Here is a 17,689-nt window from a genome sequence, read left to right on the forward strand (position 1 = left end):
GGGACATGCGAACGGAGATTCAGTACAGGCCCAGCTTGTGGGCCATATCGTTAGACAGGGCAAGCGCCATCATCAGCAGCAGGACGAACGCGCCTACGCGCTGCAGCTGCCTGTGCCACCACTCCGAGACGGGGCGACCGCTCAGACCCTCGAAAAGATAATACATCAGGTGTCCCCCATCGAGCATCGGCAAGGGCAGCAGGTTCAGGACGCCGAGGCTGACACTCACCAGTGCAAGAAAGCTCAGGAAGTAGCTCAGGCCCATGGTCAGGGACTGGCCGGCATAGTCGGCAATGGTCAGTGGGCCGCTGAGGTTCTTCAAAGATGCTTCGCCGACAAGCATGCGACCGAAGACCTGCAAGGTCATCGTCGAGACCTCCCAGGTGCGTTCGACACCGCCCATCAACGCATCAACAAGGGATCGGCTGACCGTGACCATCTCGGGCGGCGCGCCCACCATGGCCTCGATACGGCCCTGTTTCTTCTCGCCGCTCTGGACGGCCTGCGGCGTGACCTGCAGCTCCAGCACCTGGCCGGCACGCTCGATCTTCCATTGCATCGCTCGGCCCTGCTCGCCATCGACGGCCGCCCGGATGCGTTCACGCAGGGCCGCAGCATCGGAGGGCGCGACGCCATCGACACTCAGCACGCGATCTCCCTTGAGCAAGCCCGCCTGTGCGCCCGCACCGGTCGGGTTGAGCTGGCCCAGCACTGGTTCACTGAACGGCAGACCCAGGCCGATGCGCTTCAAGAGCTGGGCGTCGAGCTCGCCCTTGGGTATCAGATCGGTTTCCAGCGTGACGCTGCGTCGGCCATGGCCGGCACGGTCACTCACGCTCAGTACCAGGCGTTCGCCACGCGACACCGAACGCATCAGGTGCCAGCGCAGTTCGGGCAAGGACTGCAGCTCGGTCCAGGTCTGGCCATCGGTCGAAACCGCCTGCACCCAGTCACCTGCCCGCAGGCCGGCGCGTTCGGCCAGGCTGCCGGCATGCGGCGCGCTCAGTACCGATTTCGGCTCTTCGACACCCAGCCAGCTGGCTGCTGCAAACAGCAGCATGGCCAGCAGCAGGTTGATCAGAGGCCCGGCCGCGACGATGGCCGCGCGTTCCTTCAGCGGCCGGTTGTTGAAGGCCTGCTCGCGCATGTCTGCTGGCACCGGGCCTTCGCTTTCGTCCAGCATGCGCACATAGCCGCCCAACGGCAACAGGCTCAAGGTGAATTCGGTTGCCCCCGGATGGGCCTGTCTGCGCCAGAGCACACGGCCGAATCCGATGGAGAAACGCAGCACTTTCACGCCGCAGCGGCGAGCAACCCAGTAGTGGCCAAACTCGTGCACCGGCACCAGGATGCCGACGGTCAGGAGAAAGCCGAGGATCTGCAGAGTCACGCGGAAATGGCCTTCATCAGGTCTTGCGCATGCCGCCGGGCCCGGGCATCGAGGGCCAGCAGGCCTTCGACGCTTTCACACTCGCCAGCCTCGGGCTGCAATTGCTCCAGCGAGGCCTGGTTGACCTGGTGGATCTGGTCGAAGCGCAGACTGCCCGCCAGGAAGGCCGCGACGGCCTCTTCATTGGCGGCATTGAGAACAGCCGTGGAACCTTCGGCGCCACGCAGCGCTGCCCAAGACAGATGCAGGCCCGGGAAGCGCCGCTCGTCCGCCTCTTCGAAGCTCAGCGACGGGCAGGTCAGGAGATCCAGGCGCTGTGCGCCCGATTCGATGCGCTCGGGGAAGGACAGGGCATAGGCGATGGGCACCCGCATGTCGGGCGTGCCCAGTTGAGCCAGCACCGACATGTCGCGGCACACGACCATCGAATGGATCAGGCTTTGCGGATGAATCAGCACCCGAACCTGCTCGGGCTTCAGGTCGAACAGCCAGCGCGCCTCGATCACCTCGAGCGCCTTGTTCATCATGGTGGCCGAATCGACCGAGATCTTGCGGCCCATCACCCAGTTCGGATGTGCGCAGGCCTGGTCGGGCGTCACGTCACGCAAGGTGGCGGGGTCACGCTGGCGGAACGGGCCGCCAGAGGCCGTCAGCACGATGTGATCGATGCGCTGGTGCCAGGTCTTGCGGTCTTCGGGCAGGCATTGAAAGATGGCCGAATGCTCGCTGTCCACGGGCAGCAGCGTGGCTCCGCCCTCCTCGACCGCGCGCATGAAAAGCGCGCCACCGAGCACGATGGCTTCCTTGTTGGCCAGCAGGAGGCGCTTGCCGGCGCGCGCCGCGGCCAGCGCCGGCGCGAGGCCGGCCGCGCCGACGATGGCGGCCATCACCATGTCCACGTCGGGGTGCGCGGAGATGTCGGACAGCGCCCGAGCGCCGTCCAGCACCTCGGTGTGACCGCCCTGCTCGCGCAGCTTCTCGCGCAACTGGCGGGCCAGGGCTGCGTCAGGCATGACGGCGAAGCGCGGCTTCCACTGCAGGCATTGGGCGGCCAGCTCATCCACGCGGCTCATCGCGCTGAGCGCGAACACCTCGTAGCGCTCCGGGTGACGACCCAGCACGTCCAAGGTGCTGGTGCCGATGGAACCGGTGGAACCGAGGATGGAGATGCGCTGCGGGCGCGTGGAATTCATGCTCATAGGCTGCTCAGCGCCAGTGCCAGCGGGAACACCGGCAACAGCGCATCGACACGGTCCAGCACGCCACCGTGGCCGGGCAGCAACTGGCTGCTGTCCTTGGCACCGACGGCGCGCTTGATCAGCGATTCAAACAGATCGCCAACAACACTCATGCTGGAGAGGAATATCAGGGCCAGCGTGCCGACAGGCCAGGGCTGACGTTGCAGCAGCTGGAACAGGCTGGGTGAATCGATCTTGAAATGATGCTCGATCACCGCGGTCCAGACCACCGACAGCAGGAGCACGCCCACCATGCCCGTCCAGACGCCTTCCCAGCTCTTGCCCGGGCTGATGGCCGGCGCCAGCTTGCGACGGCCCATGGTGCGGCCACCGAAATAGGCGGCGATGTCGGCCATCCAGACCATGCAAAAGATGGACAAGAGGAAATTGATCCCGATGGCCTTGGCCTGCGCAATCGCCAGCCAGGCGGCCCACAGCGCCACTGCGCCAAGCACCATGCGCAGCAGCTGAGGAATCTGCGGCCAGCCTTTGACGCCACTGCGCAAGGCATAGGCGCCGCCGAGCACCCACAAGCTGCCGGCCAGCCACCAGCACCAGGCCGGCGGCGCGCTGAGGCCCAGGGCCAGCAGCGTGGTTCCGCAGGCAGCGGCGATCGCAGCACCAAAGCTGAGGGCCGGAGCTTGAGGCAGGCCGTTGAGCTTGGCCCATTCCCAACCACCGGCAGCAATCATCACCAGGGTCAGGATTGCAAACGGCCAGGGCGAAGCGGCAAAAATGGCTGGCAGCAGAATGGCCAGCAGGACGAGGGCGGTGATGATGCGTGTGCGCAGCATGTCAGTGCCCGCCCGGCTGCCCAAAGGGCGCTGTGCGCCCCCTCGGGGAGCAGGGAACGAAGTGAACGTGGGGGCTCATGATGTCAGCTACCCGCCAGGGCCGGTGCTTCCTTGACGCCACCGAAACGCCTGTCGCGTTCACGGAAGGCTTCAATGGCCGCATCGAGCTGCTTGGCACCAAACTCGGGCCACAGGCAATCGGAGAAGACAAACTCGGTATAGGCCACCTGCCAGAGCAGGAAGTTGCTGATGCGAACCTCGCCGCCGGTACGGATGAAGAGGTCCGGGTCCGGCGCATAGCTCATCGCCGTGAATTCCGACAGCTTGGCTTCGGTCAGCTGCTCGGGTGGCACGCCGGCCTGCATCGCGGCCTTGCAGGCCTGCACGATGTCCCAGCGGCCGCCGTAGTTGAAGGCCACCGACAGCGTCAGCTTCTTGTTGTCTTGCGTGCGGGTCTCGGCTTCGTTCCAGGCATTGCGCAGCTTCTCGGAAACCGCCTCGCGGTCGCCAACGATGCGAATGCGCACGCCCATGTCGCCGATTCGCGCCAGGTAGCGCGACACGGCGGCCAGCACCAGGCCCATCAACCCGGAGACTTCGTCGCTGGACCGCTTCCAGTTCTCGCTGGAGAAGGCAAAGACGGTGAGGTACTCGATCTCGCGATCGATACAGGCCTGGATCACGTTGACCAGGGCATCGACCCCTTGCTTGTGGCCGAAGAAGCGCGGCAGAAAGCGCTTCTTGGCCCAGCGGCCATTGCCATCCATCACGATGGCGACGTGGCGCGGTACCGCCTTGCTGATGCTTTCGCTCACGGGCTTCAGACGGCCAGGATCTCGGCTTCCTTGCCAGAGATCAGCTTGTCGATCTCGGCAATGACGCGGTCGGTCAGCTTCTGCACTTCGTCCAGGCTGCGACGCTCGTCATCCTCACCGATCTCCTTGTCCTTCAAGAGCTTCTTGGCATGCTCGTTGGCGTCGCGGCGCAGGTTGCGAACGGCGATCTTGGCGTCTTCACCGGCGTTGCGCACGACCTTGGTCAGGTCGCGGCGGCGCTCTTCGGTCAGCGGCGGCATCGGCACGCGGATCAACTCGCCCTGGCTGGCCGGGTTCAGGCCCAGGTCCGACTCGCGGATCGCCTTCTCGATCTTGGCGCCCATGCCTTTTTCCCAGGGCTGGACGCTGATCGTGCGGGCATCGAGCAGGGTCACATTGGCCACCTGCGAAATCGGCACCATCGAGCCGTAGTAGTCAACACTCACCTGATCCAGCAGGCCAGGGTGGGCACGGCCGGTGCGGATCTTGTGCAATTCGTTCTTGAGCGCCTCGACGGACTTGGCCATCTTGGCTTCGGCGTTCTTCTTGATGTCTGCAATGCTCATGATGATTCTCGAACGTGGGTCTTGCTACTTCTTGCGTCTCTCAGACGTGGACCAGGGTGCCTTCGTCCTCGCCCATCACGACGCGCTTCAGGGCGCCCTGCTTGAAGATCGAGAACACCTTGATCGGCAGCTTCTGGTCGCGGCACAGCGCAAAGGCGGTAGCGTCCAGGACCTGCAGGTTCTTGCTGATGGCTTCGTCGAACGTGATGCGCGAATAGCGCGTGGCCTCGGGGTCCTTCTTGGGGTCGGCACTGTAGACGCCATCGACCTTGGTGGCCTTCAGCACGATCTCGGCACCGATCTCGGCACCGCGCAGCGCAGCGGCGGTATCCGTGGTGAAGAAGGGGTTGCCGGTACCGGCGGCAAAGACGACGACCTTGCCTTCCTCGAGGTACTGCAGCGCCTTGGGGCGCACATAGGGCTCGACCACCTGCTCGATGGCGATGGCCGACATCACGCGGGCGGTGATGCCTTCCTGGCGCATGGTGTCGGCAAGGGCCAGGGAATTCATGACCGTGGCCAGCATGCCCATGTAGTCGGCCGTAGCACGGTCCATGCCGACGGAACCGCCAGCGACGCCACGGAAGATGTTGCCGCCGCCGATGACGACGGCCACCTCGACCCCCATCTGCGTGATCTCGCGAACCTCCTGGACCATGCGCACAATGGTGGCGCGATTGATGCCATAGGCATCGTCACCCATCAGGGCTTCACCGGAGAGCTTGAGCAGGATGCGTTTGTACGCGGGCATTGTGACCTCGGAGTCTGCGTTGGGTGTGAGGCACCGCGTTGCCGCCCCTCGGCAACAACGCAGGCACAAGTGTAAAGGGCGCCAGAGGCGCCCTTTGTATCAGGAGGCTTACTGCCCCTTGGCGGCAGCCACCTGGGCGGCCACCTCGGCGGCGAAGTCGTCCACCTTCTTCTCGATGCCCTCACCAACCACGTACAGGGTGAAGCCCTTCACGTTGGTGGCCTTTTCCTTGAGCATCGCAGCGACGGACTGCTTGCCGTCGGCGGCCTTCACGAAGACCTGGTCCAGCAGCGAGACTTCCTTCAGGAACTTCTGCACCGAGCCTTCGACCATCTTGGCGACGATTTCAGCCGGCTTGCCGGACTCAGCGGCCTTCTCGGCGGCGATCTTGCGCTCCTTTTCGACCAGCTCGGCAGGCACGTCGGCCGACGACAGGGCGGCCGGCTTCATGGCGGCCACATGCATGGCGACGTCCTTGGCGGCGATTTCGTCACCGTCAAATTCAACGACCACGCCGATGCGGGTGCCGTGCAGGTAGGTGGCCAGCTTGTTGCCGGCGGCATAGCGCTGGAAGCGGCGGATCGTCATGTTCTCGCCGATCTTGCCGATCAAGCCCTTGCGCACGTCTTCCACCGTCGGGCCGAAGCCTTCCTGCGACAGCGGCAGAGCCGACAGGGCAGCCACGTCGGCCGGAGCGTCGGTAGCGATCAGGCCAGCGATGGCGTTCACGAAGGCCAGGAAGGCATCGTTCTTCGACACGAAGTCGGTTTCGCAGTTCACTTCGACCAGGGCGCCGACACCGGCGACCACGGCCGTGGCGACCACACCTTCAGCCGTCACGCGGGACGAGGCCTTGCCAGCCTTGTTGCCCAGCTTGACGCGCAGGATTTCTTCGGCACGACCCAGATCGCCATCGGCTTCGGTCAGGGCCTTCTTGCACTCCATCATCGGAGCGTCGGTGCGAGCGCGCAGCTCACCCACCATGCTTGCGGTAATTGCAGCCATCTTCAGTCTCCATCACCCGGGCGACAAGCGCCCGAACAAAAAATCAACTTGGAAAAAAGGGGCTGTAAGCAGCCCCTTCGCATGGGTGTGACGAGGGCTTAGTTGCCTTCGTTCACTTCCACGAATTCATCACCTGCCGGTGCGGCGGCTTGCACCACCTCGTTGCCGGCGTTGGCACGGCCTTCCAGCACGGCGTCGGCGACAGCGCGGGCGTACAGAGCCACGGCCTTGGCCGAGTCGTCGTTGCCCGGGATGATGTAGTCGATGCCGATGGGCGAGTGGTTGGTGTCAACCACGCCGATCACCGGGATGCCCAGCTTCTTGGCTTCGGCAACGGCAATCTTGTGATAGCCGACGTCGATCACGAAGATGGCGTCCGGCAGTGCAGTCATGTCCTGGATGCCGCCGATGTTCTTTTCCAGCTTGGCGATTTCGCGCTGGAACAGCAGGGCTTCCTTCTTGATGGCGGGCTGCGTGCCGGCATCAACCTGGGCTTGCATGTCCTTCAGGTTCTTCAGCGAACCCTTGACCGTCTTGAAGTTGGTCATCATGCCGCCGAGCCAACGCGAGTCGACGTAGGGCATGCCGCAACGCTGGGCTTCCAGGGCAATGACTTCACGGGCTTGACGCTTCGTGCCGACCATCAGGATGTTGCCGCGCTTGGACGCCAGATTGCGCACAAACTTCATCGCTTCCTCGAACTTGGGCAGCGTCTTTTCGAGGTTGATGATGTGGATCTTGTTGCGATGGCCGTAAATGAACGGGGCCATCTTGGGGTTCCAGAAGCGGGTTTGGTGACCAAAGTGGACACCGGCTTCCAGCATTTCGCGCATCGTGACGGACATGAAGTAACTCCGAAGGTTGGATCTAAAATCCGGCTGCGAATCGTTCTGCAACACATGACGTGCGACGTGCGACGTGTATTACGTCTTTTACGTCTTTGCAGGACGACACCTTTCAGTAGCCGGTTTGCGATTTATTTCGCTCGAGCACACCAGGCAAAACGCCTATGGCATGCGGCAAAACCCAACGAGTATATCACCCTTGATGCCTGATGACCTGAGCGCTGCACTGCAGCAGCGACATGCGGGCCGCCTTGGCGCCGTCGAAGCGATGACGAAAAGCCTGGCCGCCGCTCGCAGCGAAGCTTGTAGTCACGCCTGGGTGCGCGATTTCTTCGACAGCGCCCTCCTGCACGCTCGCCAGTGCGATGAACTGCAGGCCGCCGGCCTGCCGCTGGCACCTCTGGCCGGGCTGGCCATCAGCATCAAGGACCTGTTCGATGTTGCTGGGCAGCCCACCACGGCCGCTTCGGCGTCGCTGACGGACGCGGGCCCGGCTGCTCAAGATGGCGCCGCAGTGGCCCGCCTGCGTGCCGCTGGCGCCGCCCTGGTAGGTCACACCAACATGACCGAGTTCGCCTTTTCCGGCCTCGGCATCAATGCGCATCACGGCACGCCCCTGAATCCGGTCACGCGCCCGCTCGATGGCCTGGAACGGATTCCCGGCGGCTCCAGCTCGGGCGCTGCCGTCTCGGTGGCCACCGGCGCAGCCTGGGCCGCACTGGGTTCGGACACCGGCGGTTCGATCCGGATCCCGGCCGCCTTCCAGGGTCTGGTCGGTTTCAAGAGCACCGCAGCGCTGACGCCCCGCGACGGCAGTATTCCGCTGTCGACTTCGCTTGACACGGTCTGCGCGATCACGCGCAGCGTTCGCGATGCGGTACTGATCCACGAGATCCTCGCCGCGCGCCGCGTGGCTATCTTGCCGCGCCCGCTGCGGGCCTGGCGCCTGGCGCTCGTCACTGAGCCTCTGCTGCTCGACGGCATGGACGCCACCGTCAGCCTCGCCTTCCAGCGCAGCCTGCAGGTATTGCGCCAGCAGGGCGCACAGATCGAAGAAATCTCCCTGCCCTGCCTGCAAGGCCTGGCGGCCTTGCAGGCCCAGGGTGGCCTGGTAGCCGCTGAAGCCTGGGCCTGGCACCGACACCGAATGCAAGAACTGATCCCCATGTACGACTCCCGCGTATCCACACGCATCCAGCGCGGCGCCGCCATCAGCGCTGCCGACTACATCGATCTGCAGGCGCTTCGCCGCGACTGGATTGCCGACATGCAATCCGATCTGACTGGCTTCGATGCCGTGATCAGCCCCACCGTGCCGGTGGTCGCGCCTGAGCTGGCGCCACTTGAGGCGAGCCTCGACGCCTACATGGCCACCAATGGCCTCGTGCTGCGCAACCCGGCCGTCGTGAACATGCTGGACGGCTGCGCGATCAGCCTGCCTTGCCAGCAGCCTGGCGAACTGCCCGTTGGCCTGATGCTGTGGAGCACGGCCCATCAGGACGATCGCCTGCTCTCGCTGGCGCTGCAGATCGAAGCGGCGCTCGCCGCGGGAGTGCAGTGATGCGAGTTGCCGTGATCGGCGCCGGCATTGCCGGCGTCTGCAGCGCCTTCGAGCTCGCGGCCGATGGCCATGAAGTGACCGTGTTCGAGCGACGCGGCAGCGTGGCTGCCGAATCGAGCTTCGCCCACGGCGGCTTGATGGCGCCGGCCTACCTGACGGCCTGGAGCGCACTCGGTCGCCGCGCTTTGCTGCAGCCCAGGCGCAAGCACAGCTCGCTGCACTTGAGTGCGACAAAGCTGCTCTCACCCGCCGTGTGGCGCGCAACCTGCTTCAACGCCGAAAACGCCAAGCGCCTGCAGCCCCTGCTCAGCTACAGCCAGGCTCGCCAGGCCGAGCTGCGTCACTCGCTGCAGCTCGACTACGAGCGCAGCGAAGGCCTGCTGATGCTGCTGCGCAGCGCTCGTGAGCTGGCCGCTGTAAAGGCCGGTCTGACGCTGCTGACCGAGCTTGGACTGCCACACCGGCAGTTGGACGCAGCCGAATGCCTTGCACTGGAGCCTGGTCTCAGCCCGGATACGCCGCTGGCCGGCGGCATCCGCCTGCCTCAGGACGAGGTCGGCAACTGCCGCCAATTCGCGCACCTGATGCGCGGCGAGGCGCGCCGCCTCGGCGTCCGATTCCGCTTCCACACCACCGTGCAACGCATCGAGCCCGGCGCGAAGCCGCAGATCCTGCATGCCTACACGCCGCCGGAGGAAAGCCTCGCAGCAGCCGGCCCCGACAGCGACTCGGGCGGTGACACCCGCCCAGAGACCATGGAGCCGCAGCTGGAGAGCTTCGATGCCGTGGTGATCTGCACGGCAGGTGACTCGGCCGCGCTGCTGAGGCCGCTGGGCCTCAAGCTGCCACTGATGACCTGGCAGGGCTACTCGATCACCGCACCGCTGCGGCAGCTTGAAGCCCATCCGGACCTGGGCCCGCGTTCCGGCCTGGTTGATGCCCAGTACCACGTGAGCATGTGCCGCATCGGCCAGCGCGTGCGGGTCACCGGCGTGACCGAAATCGGCGGCCGCTCTGCGCAGATGAGCCAGCGCGCCACGGATACGCTGCACAAGGTGCTGCATGACTGGTTCCCGGGAGCTGCCCAATACGGCGCGGTCCAGCGCTGGCGCGGCGCCCGTACTCGCGTCGCTGACGGCTTGCCGCTGCTGGGCGCGAGCGGCCTGGCTGGCGTCTGGCTGAACACGGCGCACGCCGACGGCGGCTGGTCGCTTGCCAATGGTGCGGCGCGCGCCCTGGCCGACCAGATGGCCGGCCGGGCAAGCGCGGTCGACCTGGCCGGCATGGACATTTCCAGGCTGCGCTGACAAGCTGGCGCCATGCTGACCCAGGTCCTGCCCGCGCCTTTTTCGCGTCCGCTGCACAGCGCGGCGCAATGCCGGGCGCTCGAGGCCGGCGATCACCAGCCGCCGCTGATGGAACGCGCCGGGCTCTCACTCGCCAAGCTCGCGCTGGCGCTGCAGCCGCATGCAAGGCGCATCCACATCGTCTGCGGACCAGGCAACAACGGCGGCGATGGCTTGGTTGCGGCGCGCTTGCTGTTGGCTGCGGGCCGCGAGCCGGTCGTGAGCCTGATCGACGCAGGCAAGGCGGCACCGCCCGACGCAGCCCGGGCATTCGCGCAAGCGCAGGCAGCGGGCGTCACCATCAGCCAAGGATGGAGAGATTGCCCAGGTGCCGGGCTGTTGATCGACGCACTGCTGGGGCTTGGCCTGAGCCGCCAGCCAGAAGGGCCGATCGCAGCCACCATTGAACGCATCAATGCCCAGGCAGTACCGGTGCTGTCGGTCGATCTGCCCAGCGGGCTGGCGAGCGAAACGGGCAGCGTCCACGGCGCCTCGTGGGTCCGCGCACAAGACACGCTGGCGCTCCTGACCTTGAAGACCGGCCTCTTCACCGGACAAGGTCGCGAAGCAGCCGGCCGCATCTGGTTCGATGATCTCGGCATGGCTGCGCCGGCCGATGGTCCTTGCCAAATGATCGGCGCAAACGCCATGAGCGCCGGCACCACAAGCTGGCATGCCGCCCACAAAGGCAGCCGCGGCGTTGTGCTGGTGATCGGCGGCTCACCCGGCATGCAAGGCGCCGCACGTCTTGCCGCGCGCGCAGCCTTGGCGAGCGGTGCCGGTCGCGTCTATCTCGGCCTGCTTGGCGAGACTGGCGATATCGCCGATCCAGGGCGGCCCGAGCTCATGCACTGGCCCGCCGCAAAGCTCGGCGCTCCGGCAGCGTGGCAAGGCCGCGTCATTGTGGCGGGCTGCGGCGCCGGCGAGGCCATCGCTGCCTTGTTGCCAACGCTGCTCACCGAAGCCGAACGGCTGCTGCTCGACGCCGACGCCCTGAACTGCATTGCCGCCGATCCAACGCTGCAGGCCCAGCTGCGCGAGCGCGGCGCCCGCCGGCAGTCAACCTGGCTCACGCCACATCCGCTGGAGGCCGCGCGCCTCTTGGGTTGCAGCAGCGGTGAGGTCCAAGCTGATCGCCTGGCCGCCGCCGAAGCGCTGGTTCAACGCTATCGCTGCGGCATTGTCTTGAAGGGCTCCGGCAGCATCGTGCTCAGCCCGGGCGCCCTGCCCTCGATCAACTCAAGCGGCAATGCGGCCTTGGCGACGCCGGGCAGCGGCGATGTGCTGGCGGGTTGGATCGGCGGCCTGTGGGCTCAGGGCGGCGCAAGCGCTGGCCAGGCAGATCAACTCGCGATGGCCTGCCGGGCCGTCTACTGGCACGGCGCTGCGGCGGACGCACAAAACGCCGGCCCTTTGCGGGCCAGCGATCTGATCGAACGCATGCACAGCCTGCACCAGCGCCCCTGAAGGCGCCGCGCAGTCAGGCAATCTCCATCAACGACGCTTGCGGGTGCGGGCTTCGGCGCCAGCGCGGGCCTTCGTGCGAGCCGCCTTGACCGGATGGGCTGGCGGCGCTTCAGCAGCCACCTTGGGCGGCCGTGCGGGCTTGCTCGGCTTGGCCTTGCGACCACCTGCCTTGACCGTCCTGTCCTCACGCCGGACCTGCTCCAGCGCCTCGACGGCGGTCTTGGGCACTTCCTTGGGCTGATGCGTCTTGTCGCGCGGCGGCTTGGCGCTGGGGCGCGCATCCTCACCATCACGCACCAGGCGGAAATCGATCTTGCGGCCGTCCAGGTCGACCCGGCTGACCTGCACCTGCACCCGCGCGCCAGTCGCATAGCGGATGCCCGTGCGCTCGCCGCGAAGCTCCTGGCGCACCTCGTCGAAGCGGTAGTACTCGCCACCCAGCTCGGTGATGTGGATCAGGCCTTCGACGTACAGCTGGTCGAGCTGCACGAACAGGCCGAAGCTCGTCACCGCGCTGACCGTGCCGCTGAACTCTTCGCCCAGGTGCTCACGCATGTAGCGGCACTTGAGCCAGGCCTCGACGTCGCGCGAGGCCTCGTCAGCGCGGCGCTCGTTGGCACTGCAATGGGCACCCACGACTTCCCAACGCTCAGCTTCGGTGGACGCGGTAGCCGGGTTGATCGGCTTGGGGCGGCCGGGGCGCTTGGCCGGCTCCGGCACGTTCATCTTGCCGGCGTCCAACTGGTAGCGCTTGCTGGCCAGCAGGGCCTTGATCACGCGATGGACCAGCAGGTCTGGGTAACGGCGGATCGGGCTGGTGAAGTGGGTGTAGGCCGGATAGGCCAGGCCGAAGTGGCCGCCGTTGGCACCGGTGTAGATCGCCTGCTGCATCGAGCGCAACAGCATCGAATGGATCTGCGTGGCGTCGGGCCTGTCTTTCGTGGCTGCAGCAATCGCCTGGTATTCACCGGGCTTCGGGTCATCGCTGATGCCCAGGCCGATGCCCAGCGCGCGCAGATAGGCCTGCAAGGCCGTGCGCTTCTCGGGTGTCGGGCCCTCGTGCACACGGAACAGCGAAGCATGCTTGCCGCCGGCGATGAAGTCGGCCGCGCTGACATTGGCAGCCAGCATGGCCTCCTCGATCAGCTTGTGTGCCTCGTTGCGGGTGCGTGGCACGATCTTCTCGATCTTGCCGTTGTCATCGCACACGATCTGCGTCTCGGTGGTTTCAAAGTCCACCGCACCGCGCTTGGCGCGCTGGCCCAGGAGCGCCCGGTAGACCTCGTGCAGATGCAGCAGATGCGGCACCAGGTCCTTGCGGCGCGCAGCCTCAGGGCCATGCGTGTTGCCCAGCACCGCAGCGACTTCGGTATAGGTCAGCCGCGCATGTGAATTGATGACCGCCGGGTAGAACTGGTAGGCGTGCGTCTGGCCCTCGGCATCGATCAGCATGTCGCAGACCATCGCGAGACGGTCTTCATGCGGATTCAGGGAACACAAGCCGTTGGACAGCTTCTCCGGCAACATCGGGATGACGCGGCGCGGGAAGTAGACCGAGGTGGCGCGTTCATACGCGTCGTCGTCCAGCGGCTCGCCGGGCTTGACGTAATGGCTGACGTCAGCAATCGCGACGATCAGACGCCAGCCGTTGAAGGCCGTCTTGCCCCGGCCCTGTTTGTGCGGCTCGCAGTAGACCGCGTCATCGAAGTCGCGGGCGTCTTCACCGTCAATGGTGACCAGGGCCACGTCGCGCAGGTCAACACGATGCTTCAGGTCTGCATTGCGGACCCGCTCGGGCAGCTTGGCGGCCTGCGCCTGCGTCGCCGCGCTGAAGGCATGCGGCACCTCGTACTTGCGAACCGCGATCTCGATTTCCATGCCGGGGTCGTCGATCTCGCCCAGCACCTCGGTCACGCGACCGACCGGCTGCGAATACAGCGAAGGCGGTTCGGTCAGCTCCACCGAAACAATCTGCCCAGCCACCGCATTGGCGATGGCATTCTTCGGAACCAGGATGTCCTGGCCGAAGCGCTTGTCTTCTGGCGCGACGAGCCAGATGCCGGACTCCAGCAGCAGGCGGCCGATGATGGGCTTCTTCTTGCGGTCGAGGATCTCGAGCACCTTGCCCTCGGGACGACCGCGCTTGTCGTAGCGCGTGATGCGCACGCGCAGTCGGTCGCCATGCATGACCGCATGCATCTCCTGCGAGGAGAGATAGACATCGGGCTGGCCGTCGTCAGGTATCAGGAAGCCATGGCCATCACGGTGGCCCTGCAGCTTGCCCTCGACCTCGCTGAGCAGCGCGCCACCGGTTCCGCCCGTGCTCAGGCTGGGTGCGCTTGCGTTCTTAAAATTTTTGATGATAGAATCCTAGTCTTTCCTGAAATGCAAAAGAGCTTCACGGCTCCAGAGCAAACTAGCCCAGATGGCGGAATTGGTAGACGCACTAGTTTCAGGTACTAGCGGGTAACTCCGTGGAGGTTCGAGTCCTCTTCTGGGCACCAAATTGTAAGAGCCAGCACAGTGTGCTGGCTCTTTGCATTTGTGGCCCGCAATCATGCGAACCACGGAACAATTGGGCGCACGAACAACAAAAAAGGCCGGCACTCGCGTGCTGGCCTTTTTCTTTGCGCGTTCGAAAACGGCAGTCAACAAACCGAACTGCTGATCGGCTTGCTGGCGGGTCATCGAGGCTGCCCTCAGACGCTGAACTTCTTGGCCAGCGCTTCGGGGCCCATGCCGTCGTACTCTTCGAAAGGCTGGTGGATCCAGGGGCTGGTCTCCAGCATTTCGACGTAGTAGTCGGGCGTGTAGGTCGACACCGACTTGGTCCAGATCACCGCCGAGCGAAGCTCCGTGATCGAAGGCATGCCGCGCAGGCGCTCAACCACGGCCTTCAGCGTCACGCCGGAATCGGCCAGGTCATCGACCAGCAGCACGCGGCCGGCCAGTTCGCCCTTGGGCATGGTGATGTACTTGGCGATGTCCAGGCGACCCTGGATGGTGCCGGCTTCGGCGCGGTACGAGCTGGTGGACATGATGCCCAGCGGCTTGTCGAACACGCGCGAGAGCACGTCGCCGGGGCGCATGCCGCCGCGGGCCAGGCACAGGATCTGGTCGAACTCCCAACCCGAGGCGTGAACCTTCAGCGCGAGGCGCTCGGTCAGCAGGTGGTACTCGTCCCAGGACACATACAGATGCTTGCCGTCGTCGGTCAACATGGGGAACTTCTCCTGATTCGGTGATTGCTAGTGTCGGGGCTTGCTGCCACTCTCGGCCTCAGGCCTTGTACGGGTGTTGCAACAGAATCGTGTGCTCGCGGTCGGGGCCGGTCGAGACCATGGCGATCGGTGCGCCGATCACTTCGCTGACGCGCTCCAGGTAGCGGCGCGCATTCAGCGGCAGCTTGTTCCAGTCGGTCACGCCGAAGGTGGTTTCCGTCCAGCCAGGGAAGGTTTCGTAGACCGGCACGCAGGCCGTGATCTCGTCGCCGTCCAGCGGCAGGATGTCGGTGGTCTTGCCGTTCAGCTCGTAGCCCACGCACATCTTGATCTCGGCCAGGCCGTCCAGCACGTCCAGCTTGGTCATGCACAGGCCGGTGATGCCGTTGATGATGATGGAGCGCTTCAGGGCGGCGGCATCCAGCCAGCCGCAGCGGCGGGCGCGGCCGGTCACGGTGCCCTTTTCCTGGCCCACGGTCGACAGGTGGTAGCCGACGGTGCCTTCCTTCTCCCACTCGAGTTCGGTCGGGAACGGGCCCGAGCCGACTCGCGTGGTGTAGGCCTTGGTGATGCCCAGCATGTAGTGCAGCATCTGCGGGCCGACGCCAGCACCGGCAGCGGCATTGCCGGCCACGCAGTTGCTCGACGTGACATACGGGTAGGTGCCGTGGTCGATGTCCAGCAGCGTGCCTTGCGCGCCTTCGAACAGGATGTTGGCGCCAGCCTTGTGGGCCTTGTGGATCAGGTAGCCCACGTCAGCCATCATCGGCTTGAGCAGCTCGGCCATCTTCATGGCCTGGTCGAAGATCGGCTGGAACTCCAGCGCATTGGCCTTCAGGTAGCCGGTCAAGGCAAAGTTGTGCAGCTCCAGCAGTTCGCGCAGCTTCTTGGCAAAGCGATCCGGGTGCTTCAGGTCCTGCACGCGCAGCGCGCGGCGGGCAACCTTGTCTTCATAGGCCGGGCCGATGCCCTTGCCCGTGGTGCCGATCTTGCCGCTGCCGCTGCTCTCCCGCAGGGCTTCGCGAGCCTTGTCCACTTCCACGTGGAAGGGCAGGATCAGCGGGCAGGACTCGCTGATGAAAAGGCGCGAACGCACTTCAACGCCTGCCTTTTCCAGGCGCTCGATCTCGCCCAGCAGATGGGTGGGGTCGACCACCACGCCGTTGCCGATGTAGCAGGCCACGCCGTCGCGCATGATGCCAGAGGGGATCAGTTGCAGCGCCGTCTTGACGCCCTTGATCACCAGCGTGTGGCCGGCGTTGTGGCCGCCCTGGAATCGCACCACGCCTTCGGCATGATCGGTCAGCCAGTCGACGACCTTGCCCTTGCCTTCATCACCCCATTGGGTGCCGACCACGACCACATTGCGACCGCGCGCGATTTCGCTTTGCATGATTTTTCGTTCCTACTTGAATTGCTGTTGGCGACGCTAGAGCCTCAGAGAGCCCGCACCGCCCATTGAGAGCCGACCTGGACCAGTTCACGGTCACAGTCGAATTCGTCGCCTTCGTGCTCGTGCCCGGGCAGCACGCACACCACGGTCTCACCTTGCTCGCGCAGCCGGCGGATCGCCGCCCGCAAGCCGAGATCTTCGCCCCAGGGCGCCCGCACCGCCGCCCGCAAGGGGCTGACCGGGCCGAGGCTCACCAGGGTCTTCAAATCGGCGCTGAAGCCGACCGCCGGACGGCGCCGGCCAAAAACAGCACCCACCTCGTCATAGCGCCCGCCACGCAGCACCGCATCGCTGCAGCCTTCAGCGTAGAGGGCGAAACGCGCACCGGTGTAGTACTCGTTGCCGCTGGAATCCGCCAGGTCGAAGCCCAGCCGCACGTCCGGATGGGTTTGACCCAGATGCTTGGTCAGCCAGGCCAGATCGGCCAGCGCCGCGTCTATCAGCGGATGGGCCGGCAGGCACTTGCGCGCCAGCTCGAGCACCTCGAAGCCGCCGTACAGATTGGGCAGGGCCTGCAGGCCTTGAGCCACCGAAGACGGCAAGCCGGCGCACAGGCTGGCCAGCTCGGCCTGGTCTTTGGCCGCCAAGGCCGCGCCAATGGCTTCGAGTTGATCGGCCGGCAACTTCTGATCGCCCAGGACGCCTTGCAGGATGCGGGCATCGCCCAAGTCCAGCGTGATGCCGACCAGGCCGGCGCGGCGCAGGGCATCCAGCGCCAGCTCCTGCACTTCCAGGTCGGCTTCGAGGCCGGCATGGCCGTAGATCTCGATGCCCAGCTGCAAGGGCTCACGCGATGCATGCGGGCCTGCCGGTCGGGTGTGAACCACCGGACCGCAATAGCAGAGGCGCGTCACACCAGCACGATTGAGCAGGTGCGCATCGATGCGCGCGACCTGTGGCGTCGTATCCGCACGCAAACCCAGGCTGCGACCAGACAGCTGATCGACCAGCTTGAAGGTCTTCAGATTGAGGGAACGCCCGGCACCGGACAGCAGCGAGTCCAGGTGTTCCAGCAGCGGTGGCATGACCAGTTCGCAACCGTAGCCGCGGGCCATGTCCAGCAACTCGCGACGCAACTCTTCGATGCGGCGCGCTTGGGACGGCAGGACGTCGGCAATGTGCTCGGGCAGCAGCCAAGCAGAGCTCATGGACATTCGAGGGGGGTTAAAAGCGCATTGTACCGGCCTGCCGGGCGCCGCTGAACAGGCTCAGGCAATGCAAGCCATCGCGTTTGTGC

At 65.4% G+C, this 17,689-nt stretch carries 15 protein-coding genes and 1 tRNA gene; 4 read left to right on the plus strand and 12 right to left on the minus strand.

The genetic code is table 11. The annotated features are described in order from the left end of the window. Positions 1-19: 19 nt before the first annotated feature. The 8 genes from rseP to rpsB all read right to left on the minus strand — a co-directional run bounded on the left by rseP (position 20) and on the right by rpsB (position 7,404). Complete coding sequence (gene rseP / locus V3596_RS03580) at positions 20-1,390, minus strand: RIP metalloprotease RseP (RefSeq protein WP_334276219.1); 1,371 nt, start codon at positions 1,388-1,390, stop codon at positions 20-22. Continuing rightward, on the minus strand, positions 1,387-2,589 hold the full coding sequence (ispC, locus tag V3596_RS03585; protein WP_334276220.1) for a 1-deoxy-D-xylulose-5-phosphate reductoisomerase: 1,203 nt from the start codon (positions 2,587-2,589) through the stop codon (positions 1,387-1,389). Before ispC ends, rseP begins: the two co-directional genes overlap by 4 nt. Further along, the gene (locus V3596_RS03590) at positions 2,586-3,422 is read right to left on the minus strand and encodes a phosphatidate cytidylyltransferase (protein ID WP_334276222.1); all 837 of its coding nucleotides are present in this window, start codon (positions 3,420-3,422) and stop codon (positions 2,586-2,588) included. The genes ispC and V3596_RS03590 overlap by 4 nt, the downstream gene beginning before the upstream one ends. 83 nt (positions 3,423-3,505) lie before the next feature. Continuing rightward, positions 3,506-4,237: a polyprenyl diphosphate synthase gene (gene uppS / locus V3596_RS03595; protein WP_334276223.1), complete on the minus strand. Its 732-nt coding sequence runs from the start codon at positions 4,235-4,237 to the stop codon at positions 3,506-3,508. Positions 4,238-4,242: 5 nt separating this feature from the next. Then, entirely contained in the window at positions 4,243-4,803 is a 561-nt protein-coding gene (gene frr, locus V3596_RS03600; RefSeq protein WP_334276224.1) for a ribosome recycling factor, read from the minus strand. 40 nt (positions 4,804-4,843) lie between these two features. Then, positions 4,844-5,554, minus strand: a complete 711-nt coding sequence (gene pyrH / locus V3596_RS03605; RefSeq protein ID WP_334276225.1) for a UMP kinase — start codon at positions 5,552-5,554, stop codon at positions 4,844-4,846. A gap of 108 nt (positions 5,555-5,662) precedes the next feature. Continuing rightward, a complete protein-coding gene (gene tsf, locus V3596_RS03610) occupies positions 5,663-6,559 on the minus strand; it encodes a translation elongation factor Ts (protein WP_334276226.1) in 897 nt (298 codons plus the stop codon). Between the two features lie 98 nt (positions 6,560-6,657). Beyond that, positions 6,658-7,404 (minus strand): 30S ribosomal protein S2, encoded by a 747-nt coding sequence (gene rpsB / locus V3596_RS03615; protein ID WP_334276228.1) that lies wholly within the window; start codon positions 7,402-7,404, stop codon positions 6,658-6,660. Positions 7,405-7,606: 202 nt separating this feature from the next. On the opposite strand from rpsB, the gene V3596_RS03620 reads away from it, so the two are divergent. From V3596_RS03620 to V3596_RS03630, 3 genes are read left to right on the plus strand one after another with little or no spacing between them, the layout of a single operon-like run. Then, positions 7,607-8,965 (plus strand): amidase, encoded by a 1,359-nt coding sequence (locus V3596_RS03620; protein WP_334276229.1) that lies wholly within the window; start codon positions 7,607-7,609, stop codon positions 8,963-8,965. Then, on the plus strand, positions 8,965-10,272 hold the full coding sequence (locus tag V3596_RS03625; protein WP_334276230.1) for an FAD-dependent oxidoreductase: 1,308 nt from the start codon (positions 8,965-8,967) through the stop codon (positions 10,270-10,272). The genes V3596_RS03620 and V3596_RS03625 overlap by 1 nt, the downstream gene beginning before the upstream one ends. A gap of 12 nt (positions 10,273-10,284) precedes the next feature. Then, positions 10,285-11,778 carry an NAD(P)H-hydrate dehydratase gene (locus tag V3596_RS03630; protein ID WP_334276231.1) on the plus strand — a complete coding sequence of 498 codons (1,494 nt, stop codon included), beginning with the start codon at positions 10,285-10,287 and terminating at the stop codon, positions 11,776-11,778. Positions 11,779-11,805: 27 nt separating this feature from the next. Here V3596_RS03630 and rnr read toward each other — a convergent pair whose 3' ends face one another. Then, complete coding sequence (gene rnr, locus V3596_RS03635) at positions 11,806-14,106, minus strand: ribonuclease R (RefSeq protein ID WP_334276483.1); 2,301 nt, start codon at positions 14,104-14,106, stop codon at positions 11,806-11,808. A gap of 91 nt (positions 14,107-14,197) precedes the next feature. Between rnr and V3596_RS03640 the strand changes: the two genes are divergently transcribed. Beyond that, a tRNA-Leu gene (locus V3596_RS03640) sits at positions 14,198-14,282 on the plus strand. Positions 14,283-14,477: 195 nt separating this feature from the next. Here the strand turns inward: V3596_RS03640 and V3596_RS03645 are convergent. Genes V3596_RS03645 through V3596_RS03655 form a run of 3 tightly spaced genes read right to left on the minus strand, consistent with a single transcriptional unit; the run spans position 14,478 to position 17,600 of the window. Continuing rightward, positions 14,478-14,999 carry a phosphoribosyltransferase gene (locus V3596_RS03645; protein WP_334276232.1) on the minus strand — a complete coding sequence of 174 codons (522 nt, stop codon included), beginning with the start codon at positions 14,997-14,999 and terminating at the stop codon, positions 14,478-14,480. 58 nt (positions 15,000-15,057) lie between these two features. Then, on the minus strand, positions 15,058-16,392 hold the full coding sequence (locus V3596_RS03650; RefSeq protein ID WP_334276233.1) for an adenylosuccinate synthase: 1,335 nt from the start codon (positions 16,390-16,392) through the stop codon (positions 15,058-15,060). 44 nt (positions 16,393-16,436) lie between these two features. Beyond that, complete coding sequence (locus V3596_RS03655) at positions 16,437-17,600, minus strand: ATP phosphoribosyltransferase regulatory subunit (protein ID WP_334276234.1); 1,164 nt, start codon at positions 17,598-17,600, stop codon at positions 16,437-16,439. Between the last annotated feature and the right edge of the window lie 89 nt (positions 17,601-17,689).

This window comes from Roseateles microcysteis, assembly GCF_036880965.1.
In the GTDB taxonomy this organism is placed as follows: domain Bacteria; phylum Pseudomonadota; class Gammaproteobacteria; order Burkholderiales; family Burkholderiaceae_C; genus JAUASW01.

Excerpts from the sequence above, each read along its gene's own strand:
- rpsB (WP_334276228.1), bottom strand. The coding sequence starts at position 7,404 with ATGTCCGTCACGATGCGCGAAATGCTGGAAGCCGGTGTCCACTTTGGT.
- V3596_RS03620 (WP_334276229.1), top strand. The coding sequence starts at position 7,607 with ATGCCTGATGACCTGAGCGCTGCACTGCAGCAGCGACATGCGGGCCGC.
- V3596_RS03590 (WP_334276222.1), bottom strand. The coding sequence starts at position 3,422 with ATGCTGCGCACACGCATCATCACCGCCCTCGTCCTGCTGGCCATTCTG.
- V3596_RS03650 (WP_334276233.1), bottom strand. The coding sequence starts at position 16,392 with ATGCAAAGCGAAATCGCGCGCGGTCGCAATGTGGTCGTGGTCGGCACC.
- V3596_RS03655 (WP_334276234.1), bottom strand. The coding sequence starts at position 17,600 with ATGAGCTCTGCTTGGCTGCTGCCCGAGCACATTGCCGACGTCCTGCCG.
- frr (WP_334276224.1), bottom strand. The coding sequence starts at position 4,803 with ATGAGCATTGCAGACATCAAGAAGAACGCCGAAGCCAAGATGGCCAAG.
- pyrH (WP_334276225.1), bottom strand. The coding sequence starts at position 5,554 with ATGCCCGCGTACAAACGCATCCTGCTCAAGCTCTCCGGTGAAGCCCTG.
- V3596_RS03645 (WP_334276232.1), bottom strand. The coding sequence starts at position 14,999 with ATGTTGACCGACGACGGCAAGCATCTGTATGTGTCCTGGGACGAGTAC.
- tsf (WP_334276226.1), bottom strand. The coding sequence starts at position 6,559 with ATGGCTGCAATTACCGCAAGCATGGTGGGTGAGCTGCGCGCTCGCACC.
- ispC (WP_334276220.1), bottom strand. The coding sequence starts at position 2,589 with ATGAGCATGAATTCCACGCGCCCGCAGCGCATCTCCATCCTCGGTTCC.
- V3596_RS03630 (WP_334276231.1), top strand. The coding sequence starts at position 10,285 with ATGCTGACCCAGGTCCTGCCCGCGCCTTTTTCGCGTCCGCTGCACAGC.
- V3596_RS03625 (WP_334276230.1), top strand. The coding sequence starts at position 8,965 with ATGCGAGTTGCCGTGATCGGCGCCGGCATTGCCGGCGTCTGCAGCGCC.